An 18,288-nucleotide genomic window follows, 5' to 3' on the forward strand; every position below is an offset into this window, starting at 1 on the left:
TTTCGTCACAAACGCAACACAAGGATTTGACGTTCAGCTGGCAGTGGCGTCTCCACCTCGCTTACGGACTTCCTAAAAAACTCTCAGGGGATGTTTTCTATGTCTACGCCATCTGCGCGTACTGGCGGTTCACTTGACGCCATGTTTAAAATTTCGGCCCGCGGCAGCACCGTGCGCCAGGAAATTGTTGCCGGTTTGACAACGTTTCTGGCGATGGTTTATTCCGTCATCGTTGTGCCGGGCATGCTGGGCAAAGCAGGCTTCCCGCCAGCGGCCGTCTTTGTGGCGACCTGCCTCGTGGCCGGCGTGGGCTCCATCGTGATGGGCCTGTGGGCGAACCTGCCGCTGGCGATTGGTTGCGCCATCTCCCTGACCGCGTTTACCGCGTTCAGCCTGGTGCTGGGTCAGCACATCAGCGTACCGGTTGCGCTGGGCGCCGTGTTCCTGATGGGTGTGCTGTTTACCGTGATTTCAGCGACCGGCATCCGTAGCTGGATCTTGCGCAACCTGCCGCAGGGCGTGGCGCACGGTACCGGTATCGGTATCGGCCTGTTCCTGCTGCTGATCGCCGCCAACGGCGTCGGTCTGGTCATCAAGAACCCGCTGGACGGTCTGCCGGTAGCGCTGGGCCACTTCGCCAGCTTCCCGGTGATCATGTCGCTGATCGGCCTGGCGGTGATTATCGGTCTGGAAAAACTGAAGGTCCCGGGCGGCATTCTGCTGACCATTATCGGCGTTTCTATTGTCGGCCTGATTTTCGATCCAACCGTCCACTTCTCCGGTATCTTCGCCATGCCGTCGCTGAGCGATGACAAAGGCAACTCCCTGATTGGCAGCCTGGATATCGTTGGCGCGCTGAACCCTGTGATCCTGCCAAGCGTGCTGGCGCTGGTCATGACCGCCGTGTTTGACGCGACCGGTACCATTCGTGCGGTGGCCGGTCAGGCGAACCTGCTGGATAAAGACGGTCAGATTATTGACGGCGGCAAAGCGCTGACCACTGACTCCCTGAGCAGCGTCTTCTCTGGTCTGGTGGGCGCGGCGCCTGCGGCGGTGTACATCGAGTCCGCAGCGGGTACGGCGGCAGGCGGTAAAACCGGCCTGACGGCGATCACCGTCGGCGTGCTGTTCATGCTGATCCTGTTCCTCTCTCCGCTCTCCTATCTGGTTCCGGCGTATGCGACCGCGCCAGCGCTGATGTACGTTGGCCTGCTGATGCTGAGCAACGTAGCGAAAATCGACTTTGCGGACTTCGTGGACGCGATGTCTGGCCTGATTACCGCGGTCTTTATCGTCCTGACCTGTAACATCGTGACCGGCATTATGATCGGCTTCGCGTCGCTGGTGATTGGTCGCCTGGTTTCCGGTGAATGGCGCAAGCTGAACGTCGGCACCGTGATTATCGCCGTTGCGCTGGTGGCGTTCTACGCGGGCGGCTGGGCAATCTAAGTTGTCCATTGATGCGAAAACGGGTGGCTCAGGCCGCCCGTTTTTATTTTCAGGACTCATCCTGTTGCCTTTTGCGTTACTCTGGGGAAGATAGAATAAAAGGCACGACGCCTTCCGGAGTACATAAGCAACACAGCAAACAGGGAACGCATGGAAATCTTCTTCACAATACTCATCATGACCCTTGTGGTCTCGTTATCCGGGGTGGTTACACGCGTACTGCCCTTTCAGGTCCCCCTGCCATTAATGCAAATTGCCATCGGCGCGCTGCTGGCGTGGCCGACGTTTGGCCTGCACGTGGAATTTGACCCCGAACTGTTCCTCGTGCTGTTTATCCCGCCGCTGCTGTTTGCCGATGGCTGGAAAACGCCCACGCGCGAGTTCCTTGAGCACGGGCGCGAGATCTTCGGCCTGGCGCTGGCGCTGGTGGTGGTCACCGTCGTCGGGATTGGTTTTCTGATCTACTGGGCGGTACCGGGTATTCCATTAATACCGGCTTTTGCGCTGGCCGCCGTGCTGTCGCCAACCGATGCCGTGGCGCTGTCCGGCATTGTGGGTGAAGGCCGTATTCCGAAGAAAATCATGGGGATTTTACAGGGTGAGGCGCTGATGAACGACGCCTCCGGCCTGGTCGCCCTCAAGTTTGCCGTGGCCGTTGCGATGGGCACGATGGTCTTTACCATCGGCGGCGCAACCCTGGAATTCTTCAAGGTGGCGATTGGCGGTATTCTGGCGGGCTTTGTGGTGAGCTGGCTGTACGGCCGCTCGCTACGCTTTCTCAGCCGCTGGGGCGGCGATGAGCCCGCAACGCAGATCGTACTGCTGTTCCTGCTGCCGTTTGCCTCTTATCTGATAGCCGAACATATCGGCGTGTCGGGCATTCTGGCGGCGGTGGCGGCAGGGATGACCATCACCCGCTCCGGCGTAATGCGTCGCGCGCCGCTGGCGATGCGCCTGCGTGCCAACAGCACCTGGGCCATGCTGGAATTTGTCTTTAACGGCATGGTGTTCCTGCTGTTGGGCCTGCAGCTGCCGGGCATTATGGAATCCTCGCTGGTGGCGGCCGAAGCCGATCCGAACGTTGAGGTCTGGATGCTGTTTACCGACATCGTGCTGATCTACATGGCGCTGATGCTGGTGCGTTTCGGCTGGCTGTGGACGATGAAAAACTTCAGCGTACGTTTCCTGAAGAAAAAGCCGATGGAGTTCGGCTCGTGGACAACGCGTGAGCTGCTGATCGCCTCTTTTGCGGGCGTACGCGGGGCGATCACCCTTGCCGGTGTACTCTCCATTCCGCTGCTGCTGCCCACGGGCGACGTCTTCCCGGCGCGCTACGAGCTGGTCTTCCTGGCGGCGGGCGTGATTCTGTTCTCACTGTTTGTCGGCGTGATTATGCTGCCGATTTTACTCCAGCATATTGATGCCGGTGATTCGACCCAGCAGCATAAAGAGGAGCGTATTGCCCGGGCGGCCACCGCCGAAGTGGCAATTGTCGCGATTCAGAAGATGGAAGAGCGTCTGGCCGCGGATGCGGAAGAGAACATCGACAATCAGCTGCTGACGGAAGTCAGTTCCCGTGTGATTGGTAACCTGCGCCGCCGCGCGGACGGGCGTAACGATGTGGAAAGCTCGCTGCAGGAGGAAAACCTGGAGCGTCGGTTCCGCCTGGCGGCGCTGCGCTCAGAACGTGCCGAGCTGTACCATCTGCGCGCCACGCGGCAGATCAGCAACGAAACGCTGCAAAAGCTGCTGCACGATCTGGACCTGCTGGAAGCGCTGTTGATAGAGAATCAGTAGCGCTGTTTTTGCCCGGTGGCGCTGCGCTTACCGGGCCTACCTTCGAACCGTAGGCCGGGTAAGGCGAAGCCGCCACCCGGCACTATTCAGACTGCACCCAAAACCCCTCACAACACTGCAGCCACGCCTGCGCGCTCTGCGATAAATAGACCCCTTCACGCCAGATCATCCCCAGCTGCCAGTGCAGGTCGCTCTTCAGCGGGATCCAGCGCAGCGTATTTTTATCCAGACGCTCGCAGATAGGCTGCGGCAGAATGGCAATCCCCACGCCGGCCTGTACCATCGCCGCCAGGAAATCCCACTGTCCGCTGCGCACCGCTATGCGCGGCTTGACGTTATGCTGGTTAAACAGCGTCATCAGCTGGCGGCTGAGGGCGAAGTCTTCGTTGTAGATCAGCAGAGGGTGCTCGCCGAGCAGTTCAGGTCTCACCGAGTCTAACTTCAGCCAGTCGCCGGAGCGGGGAACCAGCACGCACAGCGGGTGGCTAAAGAGCGGAAGCGTCGCCAGACCGCTCTCTTCCTCAACGGGAAGGGCGGTCATTGCCACGTCGAGCTCGCCGTTGGTGACGGCCTGCTGGACGGTTAACCCACCAAACTCCGAAATCTTCAGCTCTACGCCGGGATAACGCTGGCGAAAGAGGCTAATCGGTCCGGCCATCATCATCCCCACCATTGGCGGAATGCCGAGGCGAAGGACACCTTTCTTCAGATGATTGATATCGCCCAGCTCCGCTTCCAGCTGGCGAAACTCCGCCAGAATCGCCAGCCCGCGTTCGAACACCACGCGTCCGGTGTCGGTCAGCAGCAGCTTGCGCCCGTCGCGGATCAGCAGGGTACAGTTAAGTTCATCTTCGAGGTTTTTCAGCATCTTGCTGATGGTGGGCTGGGTAACAAACAACTTCTCCGCTGCGCGGGTAAAACTTTGCTGACGAACCACTTCGACAAAATAGCGCAGCGTTCTTATGTCCATGATTATTCCTCGAAACTATACCTTTGATGATTTTAATTCATTTCAGTCCATACCGTGCGCTCTCTATACTGGCGCCTCGTCTCATTTTTGAGGAAAACCCCCATGGCCGTGGCGTTAAGCCGTGTTACGCCTGCCGTTGTGCAACGACTCCAGGTCCCGGTGCAGGTACTGCTCTACGCGGGACTGTTTGTTTTCGCGGAATATCTTGTCGGCTGGCTGCATCTGCCGCTGCCCGCCAATCTTGTCGGGATGCTGCTGATGCTGACGCTTATTCTGTGTCGCGTGATCCCCCTTAACTGGGTGCGCGCCGGGGCGCGCTGGCTGCTGGCAGAGATGCTGCTGTTCTTTGTTCCGGCGGTGGTGGCGGTGGTGAACTATGCGCAACTGCTGATGGTGGACGGCTGGCGAATCTTTGCGGTCATCGCGCTGAGTACGCTGATGGTGCTGGGGGCAACCGCCTGGGTGGTGGATAAAGTGTATCGCTTTGAAATCAACAGGCACAAACATGACTAACTTTCAGGTAAGCGTCCTGTGCCTGATTGCGACGCTGGCGATTTACTTTACCAACAAGCGGCTCTATCGCCGCTTTCACGCTCTGCCGCTGATGCCGCTGGTCTTCACGCCGATCCTACTGGTGCTGATGCTGGTCTTCGGCCACATCTCCTGGCAGAACTACATTGGCGAATCCCACTGGCTGCTGTGGCTGCTCGGCCCGGCGACCATCGCTTTTGCCGTCCCCGTTTACGACAACCTCGCCATTATAAAACGCCACTGGATGTCGCTCAGCGCAGGCGTCATCACCGCCACGGTGGTCGCGGTATGCAGCTCCGTCTGGCTGGCGCGGCTGTTTACGCTTCCCGATGAAATTCAGCGCAGCCTGGCCGTGCGTTCGGTGACCACGCCGTTTGCGCTGGCGGCCGCTAAACCGCTCGGCGGGCAGCCGGACCTGGTGGCGCTGTTTGTGGTGGTGACGGGCGTCTTTGGGATGGCCGTCGGCGATATGTTGTTCCTGCGCTTGTCGATCCGTGAAGGGATGGCGAAAGGCGCGGGGTTTGGCGCGGCGTCGCACGGGGCGGGCACGGCACGTTCGTATGAGCTGGGGCAGCAGGAGGGCGTTGTCGCGAGCCTGGTGATGATGCTCTCAGGCGTAGTTATGGTGCTGATTGCGCCGCTGGTGGCGTGGGTGATGTTTTAAGCTCCCCGGCCAGAATGACCGGGGAGAAAGGTTTAGTGCGCGCGGCCCTGCTCAACGCCCAGGCCGGTTTGTGAACGGATAAACTGGGCGCGGAATTTCTCACGCTCCAGGTTACCCTCCGGCGAATTGTCGGTAGCCGAGAAGAACCAGATGCCGATAAACGCCACGGCGATCGAGAACAGCGCCGGGTATTCATACGGGAAGATAGCGCTTGCGTGACCGAGGATCTGCACCCAGATGGTCGGGCCCAGAATCATCAGGATCACCGCCGTCAGCAGCCCCAGCCAGCCGCCAATCATCGCGCCACGGGTGGTCAGTTTCGACCAGTACATGGAGAGCAGGATGATCGGGAAGTTGCAGCTTGCCGCAATCGAGAAGGCCAACCCCACCATAAAGGCGATGTTTTGCTTCTCAAACAGAATGCCTAACAGAATCGCCACGACGCCCAGCACCAGCACGGTGATTTTCGAGACCTTCAGCTCGTCGCGCTCGCTCGCGCCTTTGCGGATAACGTTGGCGTAGAGGTCATGCGACACCGCAGACGCGCCGGCGAGCGTTAAACCCGCAACCACCGCAAGAATGGTGGCGAAGGCCACGGCGGAGATAAAGCCGAGGAACAGGTTACCGCCCACCGCGTCCGCCAGGTGCACCGCCGCCATATTGTTACCGCCAATCAGCGCGCCCGCCGCGTCTTTAAACGCCGGGTTCGCCCCCACCAGCATGATCGCGCCAAAGCCGATAATAAAGGTGAGGATGTAGAAGTAACCCATGAAACCGGTGGCGTAAAAGACGCTCTTGCGCGCTTCACGCGCATCGCTCACGGTGAAGAAACGCATCAGGATATGCGGCAGGCCCGCGGTACCGAACATCAGGCCGAGACCGAGCGAGAGCGCGGATATCGGGTCTTTCACCAGCCCGCCCGGGCTCATGATCGCTTCCCCTTTCGGGTGGACCGCCATGGCTTCGGTAAACAGATTATTGAAGCTGAACCCGACGTGCTTCATCACCATAAAGGCCATAAAGCTGGCGCCGAACAGCAGCAGAACGGCTTTGATGATCTGCACCCATGTGGTGGCGAGCATGCCGCCGAACAGGACGTACATCACCATCAGCACGCCCACCAGCACCACCGCGACGTGGTAGTTCAGGCCGAACAGCAGTTCGATCAATTTACCCGCGCCCACCATCTGCGCAATCAGGTACAGCGCCACCACCACCAGCGAACCGCAGGCGGAGAGGGTGCGAATCGGCCCCTGCTTCAGGCGATACGAGGCCACGTCTGCGAAGGTATAGCGGCCCAGGTTACGCAGGCGCTCGGCAATCAGGAACAGGATGATCGGCCAGCCGACGAGGAAGCCGAGGGAGTAGATCAGGCCGTCATAACCGGAGGTATACACCAGCGCGGAGATCCCGAGGAAAGAGGCGGCGGACATAAAGTCACCCGCGATTGCCAGCCCGTTCTGGAAGCCGGTAATGTTGCCGCCAGCGGTGTAGTAATCGTTACGGGAGCGCACGCGTTTCGACGCCCAGTAGGTGATGTACAGCGTCAGCAGGACGAAAATCAGGAACATCACAATGGCCTGCCAGTTGGTTGGCTGGCGCTGGACCTCGCCGGTAATGGCATCCGCAGCGTGGGCGGCAAAGGGAAGCGTGGCGGCGAGCGCCGTCAGAACTCTCTTCATGATGCTTTTACCTCTTGCAGTACCGCTTTATTAAGTCGATCGAATTCACCGTTCGCGCGCCAGACGTAGACGCCTGTCAGCAAGAATGAAATCACAATCACGCCAATGCCAATCGGAATACCGCGCGTCACGCTGGTCCCCTCGTGCAGCGGGGTGCCCAGCCAGTGCGGGGCAAAGGCGATCAGCAGAATAAAGCCGACATAGATAACCAGCATGATGATGGAAAGGATGAAGGCAAACCGTTGCCGCTTATCGACGAGCTCCCTGTAGTGCGCACTATTCTCTATCTGCTGACAAATATCGTTATTCATCACAGAGTCTCCAAAGGTAAGGTAGGTTTGTTTTTAGTCCCCTCTCCCCTTTGGGGAGAGGGTTAGGGTGAGGGGAGGAAGGGGCGGTCTGATGCCCTCACCCCGGCCCTCTCCCACGGGGAGAGGGAGAAAACACTAGGAAGGCATCGCGATGGACTGCTTCTCTTCGAGCAGTTTTTCCACCACGCCAGGATCCGCGAGCGTTGAGGTATCACCGAGGTTGCTGGTGTCTCCAGCCGCGATTTTGCGCAAGATACGACGCATAATTTTGCCGGAACGGGTTTTCGGCAGCGAGTCGGTCCAGTGCAGCACGTCCGGCGTCGCCAGCGGGCCAATCTCTTTACGCACCCAGTTGCGCACTTCAGCGTAGAGTTCTGGCGACGGTTCTTCCCCGTGGTTCAGGGTGACATAGGCGTAAATCGCCTGGCCTTTGATGTTATGCGGAATGCCCACAACCGCCGCTTCGGCAATCTTCGGATGCGACACCAGCGCCGATTCAATCTCAGCGGTGCCCAGACGGTGGCCGGAGACGTTCAGCACGTCGTCCACGCGCCCGGTTATCCAGTAATAGCCATCTTCGTCACGACGCGCGCCGTCGCCGCTGAAGTACATGTTTTTAAAGGTCGAGAAGTAGGTCTGCTCGAAGCGATCGTGATCGCCAAACAGGGTACGCGCCTGACCCGGCCAGGAGTCCGTGATCACCAGGTTGCCTTCGGTGGCGCCTTCCAGCGGGTTACCTTCGTTATCCACCAGCGCAGGCTGCACGCCGAAGAACGGACGGGTTGCGGAACCGGCCTTCAGCTGCGTGGCGCCCGGCATCGGGGTGATCATGAAGCCGCCGGTTTCGGTCTGCCACCAGGTGTCCATTACCGGGCATTTCTCGTTGCCGATTTTCTTCCAGTACCACTCCCAGGCTTCCGGGTTGATTGGCTCACCCACGGAACCGAGGATGCGCAATGAAGAGCGGTCGGTGCCTTCGATGGCTTTATCGCCTTCCGCCATCAGTGCGCGGATCGCCGTTGGCGCCGTGTAGAGAATGTTGACCTGGTGTTTGTCGACCACCTGGCACATCCGCGCCGGAGTCGGCCAGTTCGGTACGCCCTCAAACATCAGCGTAGTTGCGCCACAGGCCAGCGGGCCGTACAGCAGATAGCTATGTCCGGTAACCCAGCCCACGTCGGCGGTACACCAGTAGATGTCGCCCGGATGGTAGTCGAAGACGTATTTGAAGGTGGTGGCCGCATAGACCAGATAGCCGCCGGTGGTGTGCAGAACGCCTTTCGGCTTACCTGTCGAGCCGGAGGTGTAAAGAATGAACAGCGGATCTTCTGCGTTCATCTCTTCAGGCTGATGCTGGTCGCTCGCTTTCTCAATCAGATCGCTCCACCACAGGTCGCGCCCCTCGGTCCAGTCGATTTTGCCGCCGGTACGCTTAAGGACGATAACGTTACTGACCGTTTTGACGTTCGGGTTTTTCAGCGCTTCGTCGACGTTTTTCTTCAGTGGGATACCGCGCCCGGCGCGCACGCCTTCATCGGCGGTGATCACCAGTTTTGAACTGGAATCGACAATACGGCCCGCTACCGCCTCTGGAGAGAACCCGCCGAAAATCACCGAGTGGATCGCGCCGATACGCGCGCAGGCCAGCATGGCCACCGCCGCTTCCGGCACCATCGGCATATAGATAGCGACCACGTCGCCTTTTTTAATGCCTTTATCCAGCAGGACGTTGGCGAAGCGGCACACGTCGCGGTGCAGCTCTTTGTAGGTAATGTGTTTGCTCTGCGAGGCGTCATCGCCTTCCCAGATAATCGCCGTCTCATTCCCGCGCTCGGCAAGGTGACGATCGAGGCAGTTCGCCGCCAGGTTCAGGGTGCCATCTTCATACCATTTAATGGAGACATTGCCGGGCGCAAAGGAGGTGTTCTTCACCTTCTGATAAGGTTTGATCCAGTCAAGGATATGGCCCTGCTCACCCCAGAAGGTGTCCGGGGCGGTGATAGATTGCTGATATTTCTCGTGGTACTGCTCCGGGGTGATCAGGCAACGGTCCGCAATGTTTGCGGGAATGTCATGTTTGTGTATTTGGCTCATGGCTTTTTTTCTCCTTGTAAGATGTTAATAATATGTCGCAAAAACGTTAATTGTAGGGGCTTTACAAGCTTTGTTTATTATTTGGGCTGCAGATCACGCATTGTTTGAAGAGTATGAAAATTGAGCGAATGAATCTTTGAAGGAAAATAATTTATGCTGACGATTATTCACATTTATGTTTAAAAAAGCGTTTTTATAACAAAAGGTTATTTATCAGAATTAGAACAAACTCCCGTCATCGTCGCTTTTGTGAGTGAAACGCGTCGTTCTTTAAGGCTTGCGCAACAGGTCGCGCAAATGATACTCATACGCCGCGTTAAAAAATCCCATAAACCAACGCAACACAATTCATACCCTTTCAGTATGTCTCCATATTCATGCAGTTTGAGTGAATAAGGCGCTTCATTGAGGAAGTCAGTTTCTATGAAAAACGTTAAAGTCAGCCTTGCCTGGCAGATCTTAATCGCCCTTGTGCTGGGCATCTTGCTGGGCAGTTACCTCCACTATCATAGCGACAGCCGCGAATGGCTGATTGCGAACCTGCTTTCACCGGCAGGGGATATCTTTATTCATCTGATCAAGATGATCGTGGTACCGATTGTGATCTCGACGCTGGTGGTCGGTATTGCGGGCGTCGGTGATGCGAAGCAGTTAGGCCGTATTGGCGCGAAAACCATTATCTATTTCGAAGTGATCACTACGGTTGCGATTATCCTCGGTATCACGCTGGCGAACGTGTTCCAGCCGGGTTCCGGGATTGATATGTCGCAGCTGGCGACGGTGGATATTTCGAAATACCAAAGCACGACCGCTGACGTGCAAAGCCATGCGCACGGCCTGATGGGCACTATCCTGTCGCTGGTGCCGACCAACATTGTGGCGTCAATGGCGAAGGGCGAGATGTTGCCTATCATCTTCTTCTCGGTGCTGTTCGGTCTGGGGCTCTCTTCCCTGCCGGCGACGCACCGTGAGCCGCTGGTGACCGTGTTCCGCTCTATCTCTGAAACCATGTTTAAAGTGACGCACATGGTGATGCGTTACGCGCCGGTAGGGGTGTTTGCGCTTATCGCCGTCACCGTGGCGAACTTTGGTTTTGCCTCCCTGTGGCCGCTGGCGAAGCTGGTGCTCCTGGTGCACTTCGCCATTCTGTTCTTCGCGCTGGTGGTGCTGGGGATCGTGGCGCGTCTGTGCGGGCTGAGCATCTGGATCCTGATTCGCATCCTGAAAGATGAGCTGATTCTGGCGTACTCCACGGCAAGTTCTGAGAGCGTGCTGCCGCGTATTATTGAGAAGATGGAAGCCTACGGCGCGCCAGCTTCTATTACCAGCTTCGTGGTACCGACCGGCTATTCCTTTAACCTGGACGGTTCGACGCTGTACCAGAGCATCGCCGCTATCTTTATTGCGCAGCTGTACGGCATTGACCTGTCGCTGTGGCAGGAGATCGTGCTGGTGCTGACGCTGATGGTGACGTCCAAAGGTATTGCAGGCGTTCCGGGCGTCTCCTTCGTGGTGCTGCTGGCGACGCTTGGCAGCGTCGGTATTCCGCTGGAAGGTCTGGCGTTTATCGCCGGTGTCGACCGTATCCTCGACATGGCGCGTACGGCGCTGAACGTGGTGGGGAATGCCCTGGCGGTGCTGGTTATCGCCAAGTGGGAACACAAATTCGATCGTAAAAAAGCGCTGGCGTATGAACGCGAGGTGCTGGGTCGTTTTGATAAGACTGCTGACCAGTAATGTAACGTTTTCTTCCCTCTCCCCTTTGGGGAGAGGGTTAAGGTGAGGGGATTTTATTCCCCGCTCAACGCATCAAACTCTTCGCACCCCGTATCAAACCCTTCCGTACAGCTCAGGTTCAACCAGTACAGCGCTTTCTGTTTATTGGGCGTGATAAAGCCTTTCTCACCCTGCCTGAACAGCATCCCCGCCCAGTACTCGGCGTAGCCCGTGCGTGAAAGTGCCGAGCTCCGCTTGAACCACGAGGCAGCCTGCACGTCGTCCTGGGCCACTTCAACGCCGTTGGCATAAATCAGCCCCAGCAGCATTTGCGCATCTACCGCTGAGTCGTTGTCGATATCTTCAGTCGCCGTTTGCAGCAGTTTGATGGCCTGGGGATAGTCGGTTGTTCCAGCCTGAGTGTTGACCAGCACGCGCGCCAGCATGATCGCGCCGCGTTTGCTGCCCGCGATGGTTGCCTGCTGTGCCAGTGCCTTAGCTTGCGCATAATTTCCCTGGGTAAAGAGGATTTGCGAGAGCAGCCCCATGGCATCGACATCGCCGCCTTTAGCGGCTTTCTCGGCCCACAGAGCGGCCTGCTTGACGTCACCTGAGCTGAAGTACGTATCGGCAAGATAATACTGGGCGCGGGCATCGCCGGCTTCTGCCTGTTTCAGATACTGGCTGCCTATCTCATCCGCGCGGGCGAAGGACGTTAAAAACACTAACAACAGAAAAATGGCTTTCATGGACTCTTATCATCTGGGTACACGCCGCGCAGTATAATCGCGGTGGCGAAAGAAAAAAATGGGTGCATTAAGACCTCAGCATCCTGCAAGCCGGGCGGAACCGTGGTTCCGCCCGTAGAGGTTAGCCTGCGTTACAGGCTAATTTTGCCGCCACCTCCTGATGTTCACCCTTTATTGAAAACTCGCATAACTTCCCTCGAGTAATAAAGGTAAAGATCACTATCGTCAGGCAAATAATAAAGACGATGCCTAACGCAGTTTTTAATGGCGTCATGCCTTTTACTCCTTGTCAAAAAAAGAATAAGAGGCTACTCTCAACTTGTTCGGAGTTGAGGGAGTAGCCTCGGGTAAATGAAAGTTTCCCGGGGCTTTCTACTTTCTGTCCCTCAACAATGCTCAAGACAGAAAGTCTTAAGCACCCGCCGCACATCTTATCCCTCTGAATTAAAATACAAAGATGTAATTATTTTTCGCGAAAATTACATTATTTCTGCGAGCCGCTTTCCAGAATAATAATTGATATATTTGATGAGTTAATCGGAAATAAAAAGGGAGTGAATATTTCACTCCCTTTATTCATCGATGAATTAACGGCTTCACCCCATTGCGCTTTCGCGCAGCCGTGCTTTCAGCTTGTTATATTCGTCGATGACATACTGTTCCGCAGCGTGCTGATCCGCAATCGGCTCCACGCGTACGGCGCAGTATTTATACTCCGGCGTTTTGGTTATCGGGCTTAAGTTCTCCGTGACCAGCTCGTTACAGGCGCCAATCCACCACTGGTAGGTCATATAGACCGCACCTTTGTTCGGACGATCGCTGACCTGCGCACGGGTAATGATCCGCCCTTTGCGCGAGTTCACCCACACCAGCGCTTCATCCTCAATGCCGAGGCGCTCTGCGTCGGCGGTGTTGATTTGCGCGTAGCCCGGTTCGTCCGCCAGCGCCGCCAGCGCGGCGCAGTTGCCCGTCATCGAACGGCAGGAGTAGTGGCCCACCTCACGCACGGTGGAGAGCACCATCGGATACTCGTCGGTGAGCTTATCGATCGGCGCGACCCAGTCGCAGGTGAAGAACTGCGCCAGCCCGTTCGGGGTGTCGAACTTCTCTTTAAAGAGGTATGACGTCCCCTGATCGGCTTCGGACTCATCGCGACACGGCCACTGGATATACCCAAGCTCACCCATTTTTTCATAGGTGGCGCCGTAGAAGTCAGGACACAGACTGCGCAACTCGTCCCAGATCTCCTGGGTGTTGTTGTAGTGCATCGGGTAGCCCATGCGGGTGGCGATTTCACTGATGATCTGCCAGTCCGTTTTCAGGTCCCACTTCGGCTCGACCGCCTTAAAGAAGCGCTGGAAGCCGCGGTCCGCCGCCGTGTAGACGCCTTCATGCTCGCCCCACGAGGTCGACGGTAAAATCACATCCGCCGCCGCCGCGGTTTTGGTCATGAAAATATCCTGGACAATCACCAGCTCCAGATCCTCAAACCCTTTGCGCACCGCAGAGAGCTCGGCGTCGGTCTGGAGTGGATCTTCACCCATGATGTAGGCCGCACGCACTTCGCCGTGCGCCGCGCGGTGCGGCAGCTCGCTGATGCGATATCCGGTATGTTCTGGCAGGCTTTCCACGCCCCAGGCCTTCGCGAATTTCTCGCGGTTTTCCGGGAACTTCACGTACTGGTAGCCCGGGTAGGTGTCCGGCAGCGCGCCCATATCGCATGCGCCCTGAACGTTATTCTGACCACGTACCGGGTTGACGCCGACGTGCGCTTTACCCAGATTGCCGGTCAGCATCGCGAGGCTCGTCAGAGAACGCACGGTTTCCACGCCCTGATAGAACTGGGTCACGCCCATTCCCCACAGGATGGCGGCGGTTTTCGCCCCGGCATACATCCGTGCCGCCTGGCGGATCTCCTGCGCGCTGACGCCGGTGATTGTTTCCACCGACTCTGGCGTATAGCCTTCGATAATTTTCCGATACTCTTCAAAACCTTCCGTACGGGTCGCGACAAACGCCTGGTCGTACAGGTTCTCCTCAATAATGACGTGCCCCATTGCGTTCAACAGCGCGATGTTCGAGCCGTTTTTCAACGCGATGTGCATATCCGCAATGCGCGCGGTTTCAATTTTGCGCGGATCGCAGACGATGATTTTCGCCCCGTTCTGCTTAGCGCGAATAACGTGGTTCGCGACGATAGGGTGAGAATCCGCCGGGTTATAACCAAAGATGAAGACGAGATCGGTGTTATCTATCTCGTTGATGGCATTACTCATTGCGCCGTTACCGACCGACTGGTGCAGACCTGCAACCGATGGGCCGTGTCAGACGCGAGCGCAGCAGTCGACGTTATTGGTACCAATAACGGCGCGCGCGAATTTTTGCATCACATAGTTGGTTTCATTTCCCGTCCCGCGGGAAGAGCCGGTGGTCTGAATCGCATCCGGGCCATACTTGGCCTTGATGGCGCTTAGGCGCGTGGCGACGTAATCCAGCGCCTCGCTCCAGGAGACGGCTTCCAGCTTGCCGCCGCGCTCGCGGCGGATCATAGGGGTTTTCAGGCGCGGAGTAAGGATTTGAGTATCGTTAATAAAATCCCAGCCGTAGTAACCTTTCAGGCACAGCGTGCCCTGGTTGGTTTTCCCCTGTGCGGCCTCCGCCCGGACGATTTTGCCGTTATCGACCACCAGGTGGATCTTGCAACCTGAGGCACAATAAGGGCAAACCGTGACGACTTTTTTCATCAGTCTGCTCCAGTTAATCGAATCATTCGCACCCACTATGCAGCTTCTATGCCATGTTTTTTGTATGGGTATGCCCTGACTTTACGGTCCCTTCGCGGTGAAAACCCTGACAAAAAGCAGCCAATCGTCAAAATTGACGTGTCGACCGGGCAGCGGATGTGACATGGGTTGAATTTCCGTCACTGAAAAAACCATTTGACTGGAGCCGACGGCAGAATGGTTCAGACTTAACATAATCCCATGACGGAAGCATATGATGAAACCGGCAATCCTGGTGGTTGATGACGATACGGCAGTCTGCGAACTGCTTCAGGACGTGCTGAGCGAGCACGTCTTTAGCGTGCTTGTCTGCCATAACGGCCAGGATGCACTGCGGCAGGTACAGCAGGAGCCGAATATTGCGCTAGTGCTGCTGGATATGATGCTGCCGGATATCAACGGCTTACAGGTTTTGCTGCAGCTGCAAAAGCAGCGCCCGGCGCTACCGGTGATCATGTTAACCGGGCTGGGCAGTGAGTCAGACGTGGTGGTGGGGCTGGAGATGGGGGCCGATGATTATATTGGCAAACCGTTCAACCCGCGCGTGGTGGTCGCCCGCGTTAAAGCGGTATTGCGCCGTACAGGCGTGCTGGCTGCGGAAGTCCCTGCAGCGCCCGTAGCGGGCATTGCTTTTAACGGATGGACGCTCGATACCACCCGCTGTGAGCTGAGCGATCCGCAGCGTAACCCTGTCCCCTTAACCCAGGGCGAGTACGGCCTGCTGCTGGCGCTTACGCAAAATGCCCGTCGGGTGCTGAGTCGTGACCGGCTGCTTGAGCTGACCCACAGCGAAAGCGCCGACGTGTTCGACCGCACGATTGACGTGTTGATCATGCGCCTGCGCCGGAAGATTGAGGCCAACCCGCATCAGCCTGCGCTCATCAAAACTATCCGCGGGCTGGGTTACGTGTTTGCTACCGATGTTTCCCATAGCGAGAAAGCGGCCTAAGTATTCTCTTTGATAAACAGCTGCAGCTCGGCCAGCATTTTCGCGCCGTCAATCGCGTTGGCGGCCAGCAGGCTGGCCCGCGCGCAGGCGTGTGCCAGATAAATGCTCTCCGTGAGCGGGAGCGATTCGTGGCAGCCGTATAAAAACCCCGCGCAAAACGCATCGCCCGCACCGACGCTGCCGACAATCTCTTTCTGCTCCAGTAGCCATGAGGGGATCCAGCGACCTTGCTCACCTGGCGCTTCGCCCCATGCGCCTTCCGGACAGTGGATCACCACCCGCTGACGCACGCCTGCCGCCAGCAGCTGCGTCGCGGCATCGGCGATATGGGCCATGTTCAGCGCGTCACTGCCGTCGCGCATCTCCAGCCCGCTAAACTCCCCGGCTTCCAGCTCGTTAATCACCAGATAATCAAGGTGGCGCAGGGCAGGGAGCACCAGCGGCTGATAGCGCGGGTCGCCCTTGCGGGAAACCAGATCGAGCGACGTTTCATACCCCTGGTCGCACATCTGCGCCAGCAGCCGCGCGCTGCGGGTGCCGAACTCGTCATCGGGCATATCCAGGCTGTCGAGCAGCAGGAGATAGCCGAGATGGAAGATCTTCATCGATCCGTCTAAGCGATCGAAGGCGGGAAGATCCAGCAGGCGGTTGGCGCCCGGCGAGTGGAAAAAGGTGCGCTGTCCGCTGGGATCGGTCATTACCTGCGACATGGAGGTCGGTGCAAAGGTGGTGCGCTGGACGCGCTGACGGTTGACGTGGTACTGGTCGAGCATCGCCAGAATGTAGTCCCCGTCGGCATCTTCGCCAATCAGCCCCACCGCCTGCAGCGGCAGGCCAACGTGCATTTTCGCCAGCGTCAGCAGTACGTTGAGCGGCGCGCCGCCGGTTGAGCGTTCGCTGTGGGTGATTTCCGCCAGCCAGCCGCGCTCCGGCCACTGCACGATCTGGTGGACGTGATCCACCAGCATGTTGCCTGCGGCAATGATCCCTTTACGTTCCATCAGGCTTTCCCCGCGCTGCCGAAGATGCGCATCTGTTCGGCGACCGTATCGGCAATCGCCTCTTCTATCCCCAACAGCAGTTCGGCAAATTCATCATACAGCGGCTGGCGGTTCGCCATGCGCTGCTCAACGGCGGCGAGTGCGGCCTGCGACATGCCGGTGTAGAAGTTGATTTTATTTATGCCGAGCTCGATGGCGCGGCGGAAGTCAGCATCGCTAATCCCGGAGCCGCCGTGTAAAACCAGCGGCAGCCCCGTCTGCTGGCGAATGGCGTCCAGGCGTGGGAAATCGAGCTTTGGCTCGCCCTTGTATTTGCCGTGCGCGTTGCCGATGGCAACCGCCAGCGCGTCAATGCCGGTTGAATCGACAAACTCACGCGCCAGCTGCGGGTCGGTAAAGAACGCTTCATCCGCATGACCGTACAGCGCGCCGCCTTCATCTCCACCGACCGCGCCCAGCTCCGCTTCCACCGACACGCCGACCGCGTGGCACATCTTCACCACCTCCCGCGTCTGGCGAATGTTCTCCTCATAGCTCAGCGTAGAGCCGTCGAACATCACCGAGCTGAACCCTAAGCGCAGGGCGCGCACCACCGCCTCGAAATGCAGGCCGTGGTCGAGATTGAGCACCACGGGGATATCGTGACGGGCGGCCTCGAACTTCACCGCTTCGACAAGCGAATCCAGAGACACGTACTTAAAGTGTACTTCGGCGATGTTGATAATAAACGGCGAGCGTTCCTGCTTTGCGGCGGCGAACAGCGCGCGCAGGAAGTGGGAGTCGAGCACGTTAAACGCACCCAGCGCGTAGCGATGCGCCCTGGCGTGCTCCAGACCGTCGGCAAGAGAGATCAATGGCATCATTTACTCCTTATATCCGAAACAGGTTGTACTCGTTGCACAGCACCAGCAGCGCCGGTTCGTCTTCTTCGATGTTGTTATAGCGGGCAACGGGCTGCAAAAAGTGGTTATCGTGCTCGTCGTCGTTTACCGATGACACCTCCCCAACCAGCACGTCGCCGAAGCCGCGTTCGCCCCAGAAGCTGTGGTACAGAGTGGGTGTCAGACAGATGCTTTCCCCTGGCATGAGGCGCAGCTGGCTGCCGGGCGCGTGGGTCTGACGGCAGCCGTCGACGGTGACCGTCACGTCGGTGTTCTCCGTCTCTTCATGCGCCCCGGCATTCCATAACTCAATAATCAGATTCCCGCCGCCCCGGTTGATGATGTCTTCCCGCTTGCGCCAGTGAAAATGCATCGGCGTCACCTGGCCGTCGCGCACGTGCATAATTTTTTCGGCATAGCACTTTTCATAAGGCACGCCGTTGGGCGAGCCGTTGCGCAGGGTAAACAGCGTCAGGCCCTCAGCGGCAAAGCTGTTGCCGCCGAACGCCGTCACGTCCCAGCCGAGCTTGAGGTCGAACACTTCCTGCCATGCTGCCTGGTCAAGCTGCTGCCATTTTGTGGGCGGGAAGCTGGCAAACGGCGGGAGATGCACGTCGTGCATGGAAAAGAACTGTCGCGTGTGGCCGAGAATTTCATTGATGTCGGAGCGTTTCATGGGGACTCCTTGAAAACAGTTCCCTCTCCCTGCGG

16 protein-coding genes are annotated in these 18,288 nt (G+C 57.8%); 6 read left to right on the plus strand and 10 right to left on the minus strand.

The features are described 5' to 3' along the window. The first annotated feature begins 99 nt into the window (after nt 1–99). Nucleotides 100–1,449, plus strand: a complete 1,350-nt coding sequence (gene ghxP / locus ACOTZB_RS20395) for a guanine/hypoxanthine transporter GhxP (RefSeq protein WP_023310059.1) — start codon at nt 100–102, stop codon at nt 1,447–1,449. Between the two features lie 150 nt (nt 1,450–1,599). Beyond that, entirely contained in the window at nt 1,600–3,246 is a 1,647-nt protein-coding gene (locus tag ACOTZB_RS20400; protein WP_033144417.1) for a Na+/H+ antiporter, read from the plus strand. Between the two features lie 82 nt (nt 3,247–3,328). Here the strand turns inward: ACOTZB_RS20400 and ACOTZB_RS20405 are convergent, their stop codons facing one another. Then, entirely contained in the window at nt 3,329–4,216 is an 888-nt protein-coding gene (locus ACOTZB_RS20405; protein ID WP_421628386.1) for a LysR family transcriptional regulator, read from the minus strand. A gap of 102 nt (nt 4,217–4,318) precedes the next feature. Between ACOTZB_RS20405 and ACOTZB_RS20410 the strand changes: the two genes are divergently transcribed. Beyond that, entirely contained in the window at nt 4,319–4,729 is a 411-nt protein-coding gene (locus tag ACOTZB_RS20410; protein WP_421628388.1) for a CidA/LrgA family protein, read from the plus strand. Further along, nucleotides 4,722–5,411: an LrgB family protein gene (locus ACOTZB_RS20415; protein WP_421628389.1), complete on the plus strand. Its 690-nt coding sequence runs from the start codon at nt 4,722–4,724 to the stop codon at nt 5,409–5,411. The genes ACOTZB_RS20410 and ACOTZB_RS20415 overlap by 8 nt, the downstream gene beginning before the upstream one ends. Nucleotides 5,412–5,443: 32 nt before the next feature. On the opposite strand, the gene actP is transcribed toward ACOTZB_RS20415, so the two are convergent. The 3 genes from actP to acs form a co-directional block, all read right to left on the minus strand. Then, on the minus strand, nt 5,444–7,093 hold the full coding sequence (gene actP / locus ACOTZB_RS20420; RefSeq protein ID WP_033144419.1) for a cation/acetate symporter ActP: 1,650 nt from the start codon (nt 7,091–7,093) through the stop codon (nt 5,444–5,446). Continuing rightward, nucleotides 7,090–7,404, minus strand: coding sequence for a DUF485 domain-containing protein (locus tag ACOTZB_RS20425; protein ID WP_023310065.1), 315 nt, complete (start codon nt 7,402–7,404; stop codon nt 7,090–7,092). The genes actP and ACOTZB_RS20425 overlap by 4 nt, the downstream gene beginning before the upstream one ends. A gap of 135 nt (nt 7,405–7,539) precedes the next feature. Continuing rightward, a complete protein-coding gene (gene acs / locus ACOTZB_RS20430) occupies nt 7,540–9,498 on the minus strand; it encodes an acetate--CoA ligase (RefSeq protein ID WP_421628392.1) in 1,959 nt (652 codons plus the stop codon). 423 nt (nt 9,499–9,921) lie between these two features. On the opposite strand from acs, the gene gltP reads away from it, so the two are divergent. Beyond that, nucleotides 9,922–11,235, plus strand: coding sequence for a glutamate/aspartate:proton symporter GltP (gene gltP, locus ACOTZB_RS20435; protein WP_023310067.1), 1,314 nt, complete (start codon nt 9,922–9,924; stop codon nt 11,233–11,235). 53 nt (nt 11,236–11,288) lie between these two features. Here gltP and ACOTZB_RS20440 read toward each other — a convergent pair whose 3' ends face one another. From ACOTZB_RS20440 to fdhF, 3 genes are all read right to left on the minus strand, one after another. Beyond that, a complete protein-coding gene (locus ACOTZB_RS20440) occupies nt 11,289–11,963 on the minus strand; it encodes a tetratricopeptide repeat protein (RefSeq protein ID WP_126331188.1) in 675 nt (224 codons plus the stop codon). A 121-nt stretch (nt 11,964–12,084) separates the two neighbouring features. Continuing rightward, the gene (locus ACOTZB_RS20445) at nt 12,085–12,237 is read right to left on the minus strand and encodes a Hok/Gef family protein (RefSeq protein ID WP_032644722.1); all 153 of its coding nucleotides are present in this window, start codon (nt 12,235–12,237) and stop codon (nt 12,085–12,087) included. Between the two features lie 322 nt (nt 12,238–12,559). After that, nucleotides 12,560–14,707: a formate dehydrogenase subunit alpha gene (gene fdhF, locus ACOTZB_RS20450; protein ID WP_421628395.1), complete on the minus strand. Its 2,148-nt coding sequence runs from the start codon at nt 14,705–14,707 to the stop codon at nt 12,560–12,562. Between the two features lie 256 nt (nt 14,708–14,963). Here fdhF and ACOTZB_RS20455 point away from each other — a divergent pair, with 256 nt between their 5' ends. Further along, nucleotides 14,964–15,695 (plus strand): response regulator, encoded by a 732-nt coding sequence (locus ACOTZB_RS20455; RefSeq protein ID WP_029740750.1) that lies wholly within the window; start codon nt 14,964–14,966, stop codon nt 15,693–15,695. Here ACOTZB_RS20455 and ACOTZB_RS20460 read toward each other — a convergent pair. Genes ACOTZB_RS20460 through ACOTZB_RS20470 form a run of 3 tightly spaced genes read right to left on the minus strand, consistent with a single transcriptional unit; the run spans nt 15,692 to nt 18,253 of the window. Then, a complete protein-coding gene (locus ACOTZB_RS20460) occupies nt 15,692–16,696 on the minus strand; it encodes a carbohydrate kinase family protein (RefSeq protein WP_421628396.1) in 1,005 nt (334 codons plus the stop codon). The genes ACOTZB_RS20455 and ACOTZB_RS20460 overlap by 4 nt on opposite strands. Then, nucleotides 16,696–17,556, minus strand: coding sequence for a ketose 1,6-bisphosphate aldolase (locus ACOTZB_RS20465; RefSeq protein ID WP_257832858.1), 861 nt, complete (start codon nt 17,554–17,556; stop codon nt 16,696–16,698). Before ACOTZB_RS20465 ends, ACOTZB_RS20460 begins: the two co-directional genes overlap by 1 nt. Nucleotides 17,557–17,566: 10 nt before the next feature. Then, entirely contained in the window at nt 17,567–18,253 is a 687-nt protein-coding gene (locus ACOTZB_RS20470; protein ID WP_047653084.1) for a D-lyxose/D-mannose family sugar isomerase, read from the minus strand. Between the last annotated feature and the right edge of the window lie 35 nt (nt 18,254–18,288).

It is taken from the genome of Enterobacter cloacae complex sp. SHL020, from assembly GCF_049236945.1.
Lineage (GTDB): Bacteria > Pseudomonadota > Gammaproteobacteria > Enterobacterales > Enterobacteriaceae > Enterobacter > Enterobacter dykesii.

Coding starts and splice junctions, on each gene's coding strand:
- ghxP (WP_023310059.1), top strand. CDS start 100: ATGTCTACGCCATCTGCGCGTACTGGCGGTTCACTTGACGCCATGTTT.
- ACOTZB_RS20400 (WP_033144417.1), top strand. CDS start 1,600: ATGGAAATCTTCTTCACAATACTCATCATGACCCTTGTGGTCTCGTTA.
- ACOTZB_RS20405 (WP_421628386.1), bottom strand. CDS start 4,216: ATGGACATAAGAACGCTGCGCTATTTTGTCGAAGTGGTTCGTCAGCAA.
- ACOTZB_RS20410 (WP_421628388.1), top strand. CDS start 4,319: ATGGCCGTGGCGTTAAGCCGTGTTACGCCTGCCGTTGTGCAACGACTC.
- ACOTZB_RS20415 (WP_421628389.1), top strand. CDS start 4,722: ATGACTAACTTTCAGGTAAGCGTCCTGTGCCTGATTGCGACGCTGGCG.
- actP (WP_033144419.1), bottom strand. CDS start 7,093: ATGAAGAGAGTTCTGACGGCGCTCGCCGCCACGCTTCCCTTTGCCGCC.
- ACOTZB_RS20425 (WP_023310065.1), bottom strand. CDS start 7,404: ATGAATAACGATATTTGTCAGCAGATAGAGAATAGTGCGCACTACAGG.
- acs (WP_421628392.1), bottom strand. CDS start 9,498: ATGAGCCAAATACACAAACATGACATTCCCGCAAACATTGCGGACCGT.
- gltP (WP_023310067.1), top strand. CDS start 9,922: ATGAAAAACGTTAAAGTCAGCCTTGCCTGGCAGATCTTAATCGCCCTT.
- ACOTZB_RS20440 (WP_126331188.1), bottom strand. CDS start 11,963: ATGAAAGCCATTTTTCTGTTGTTAGTGTTTTTAACGTCCTTCGCCCGC.
- ACOTZB_RS20445 (WP_032644722.1), bottom strand. CDS start 12,237: ATGACGCCATTAAAAACTGCGTTAGGCATCGTCTTTATTATTTGCCTG.
- ACOTZB_RS20455 (WP_029740750.1), top strand. CDS start 14,964: ATGAAACCGGCAATCCTGGTGGTTGATGACGATACGGCAGTCTGCGAA.
- ACOTZB_RS20460 (WP_421628396.1), bottom strand. CDS start 16,696: ATGGAACGTAAAGGGATCATTGCCGCAGGCAACATGCTGGTGGATCAC.
- ACOTZB_RS20465 (WP_257832858.1), bottom strand. CDS start 17,556: ATGCCATTGATCTCTCTTGCCGACGGTCTGGAGCACGCCAGGGCGCAT.
- ACOTZB_RS20470 (WP_047653084.1), bottom strand. CDS start 18,253: ATGAAACGCTCCGACATCAATGAAATTCTCGGCCACACGCGACAGTTC.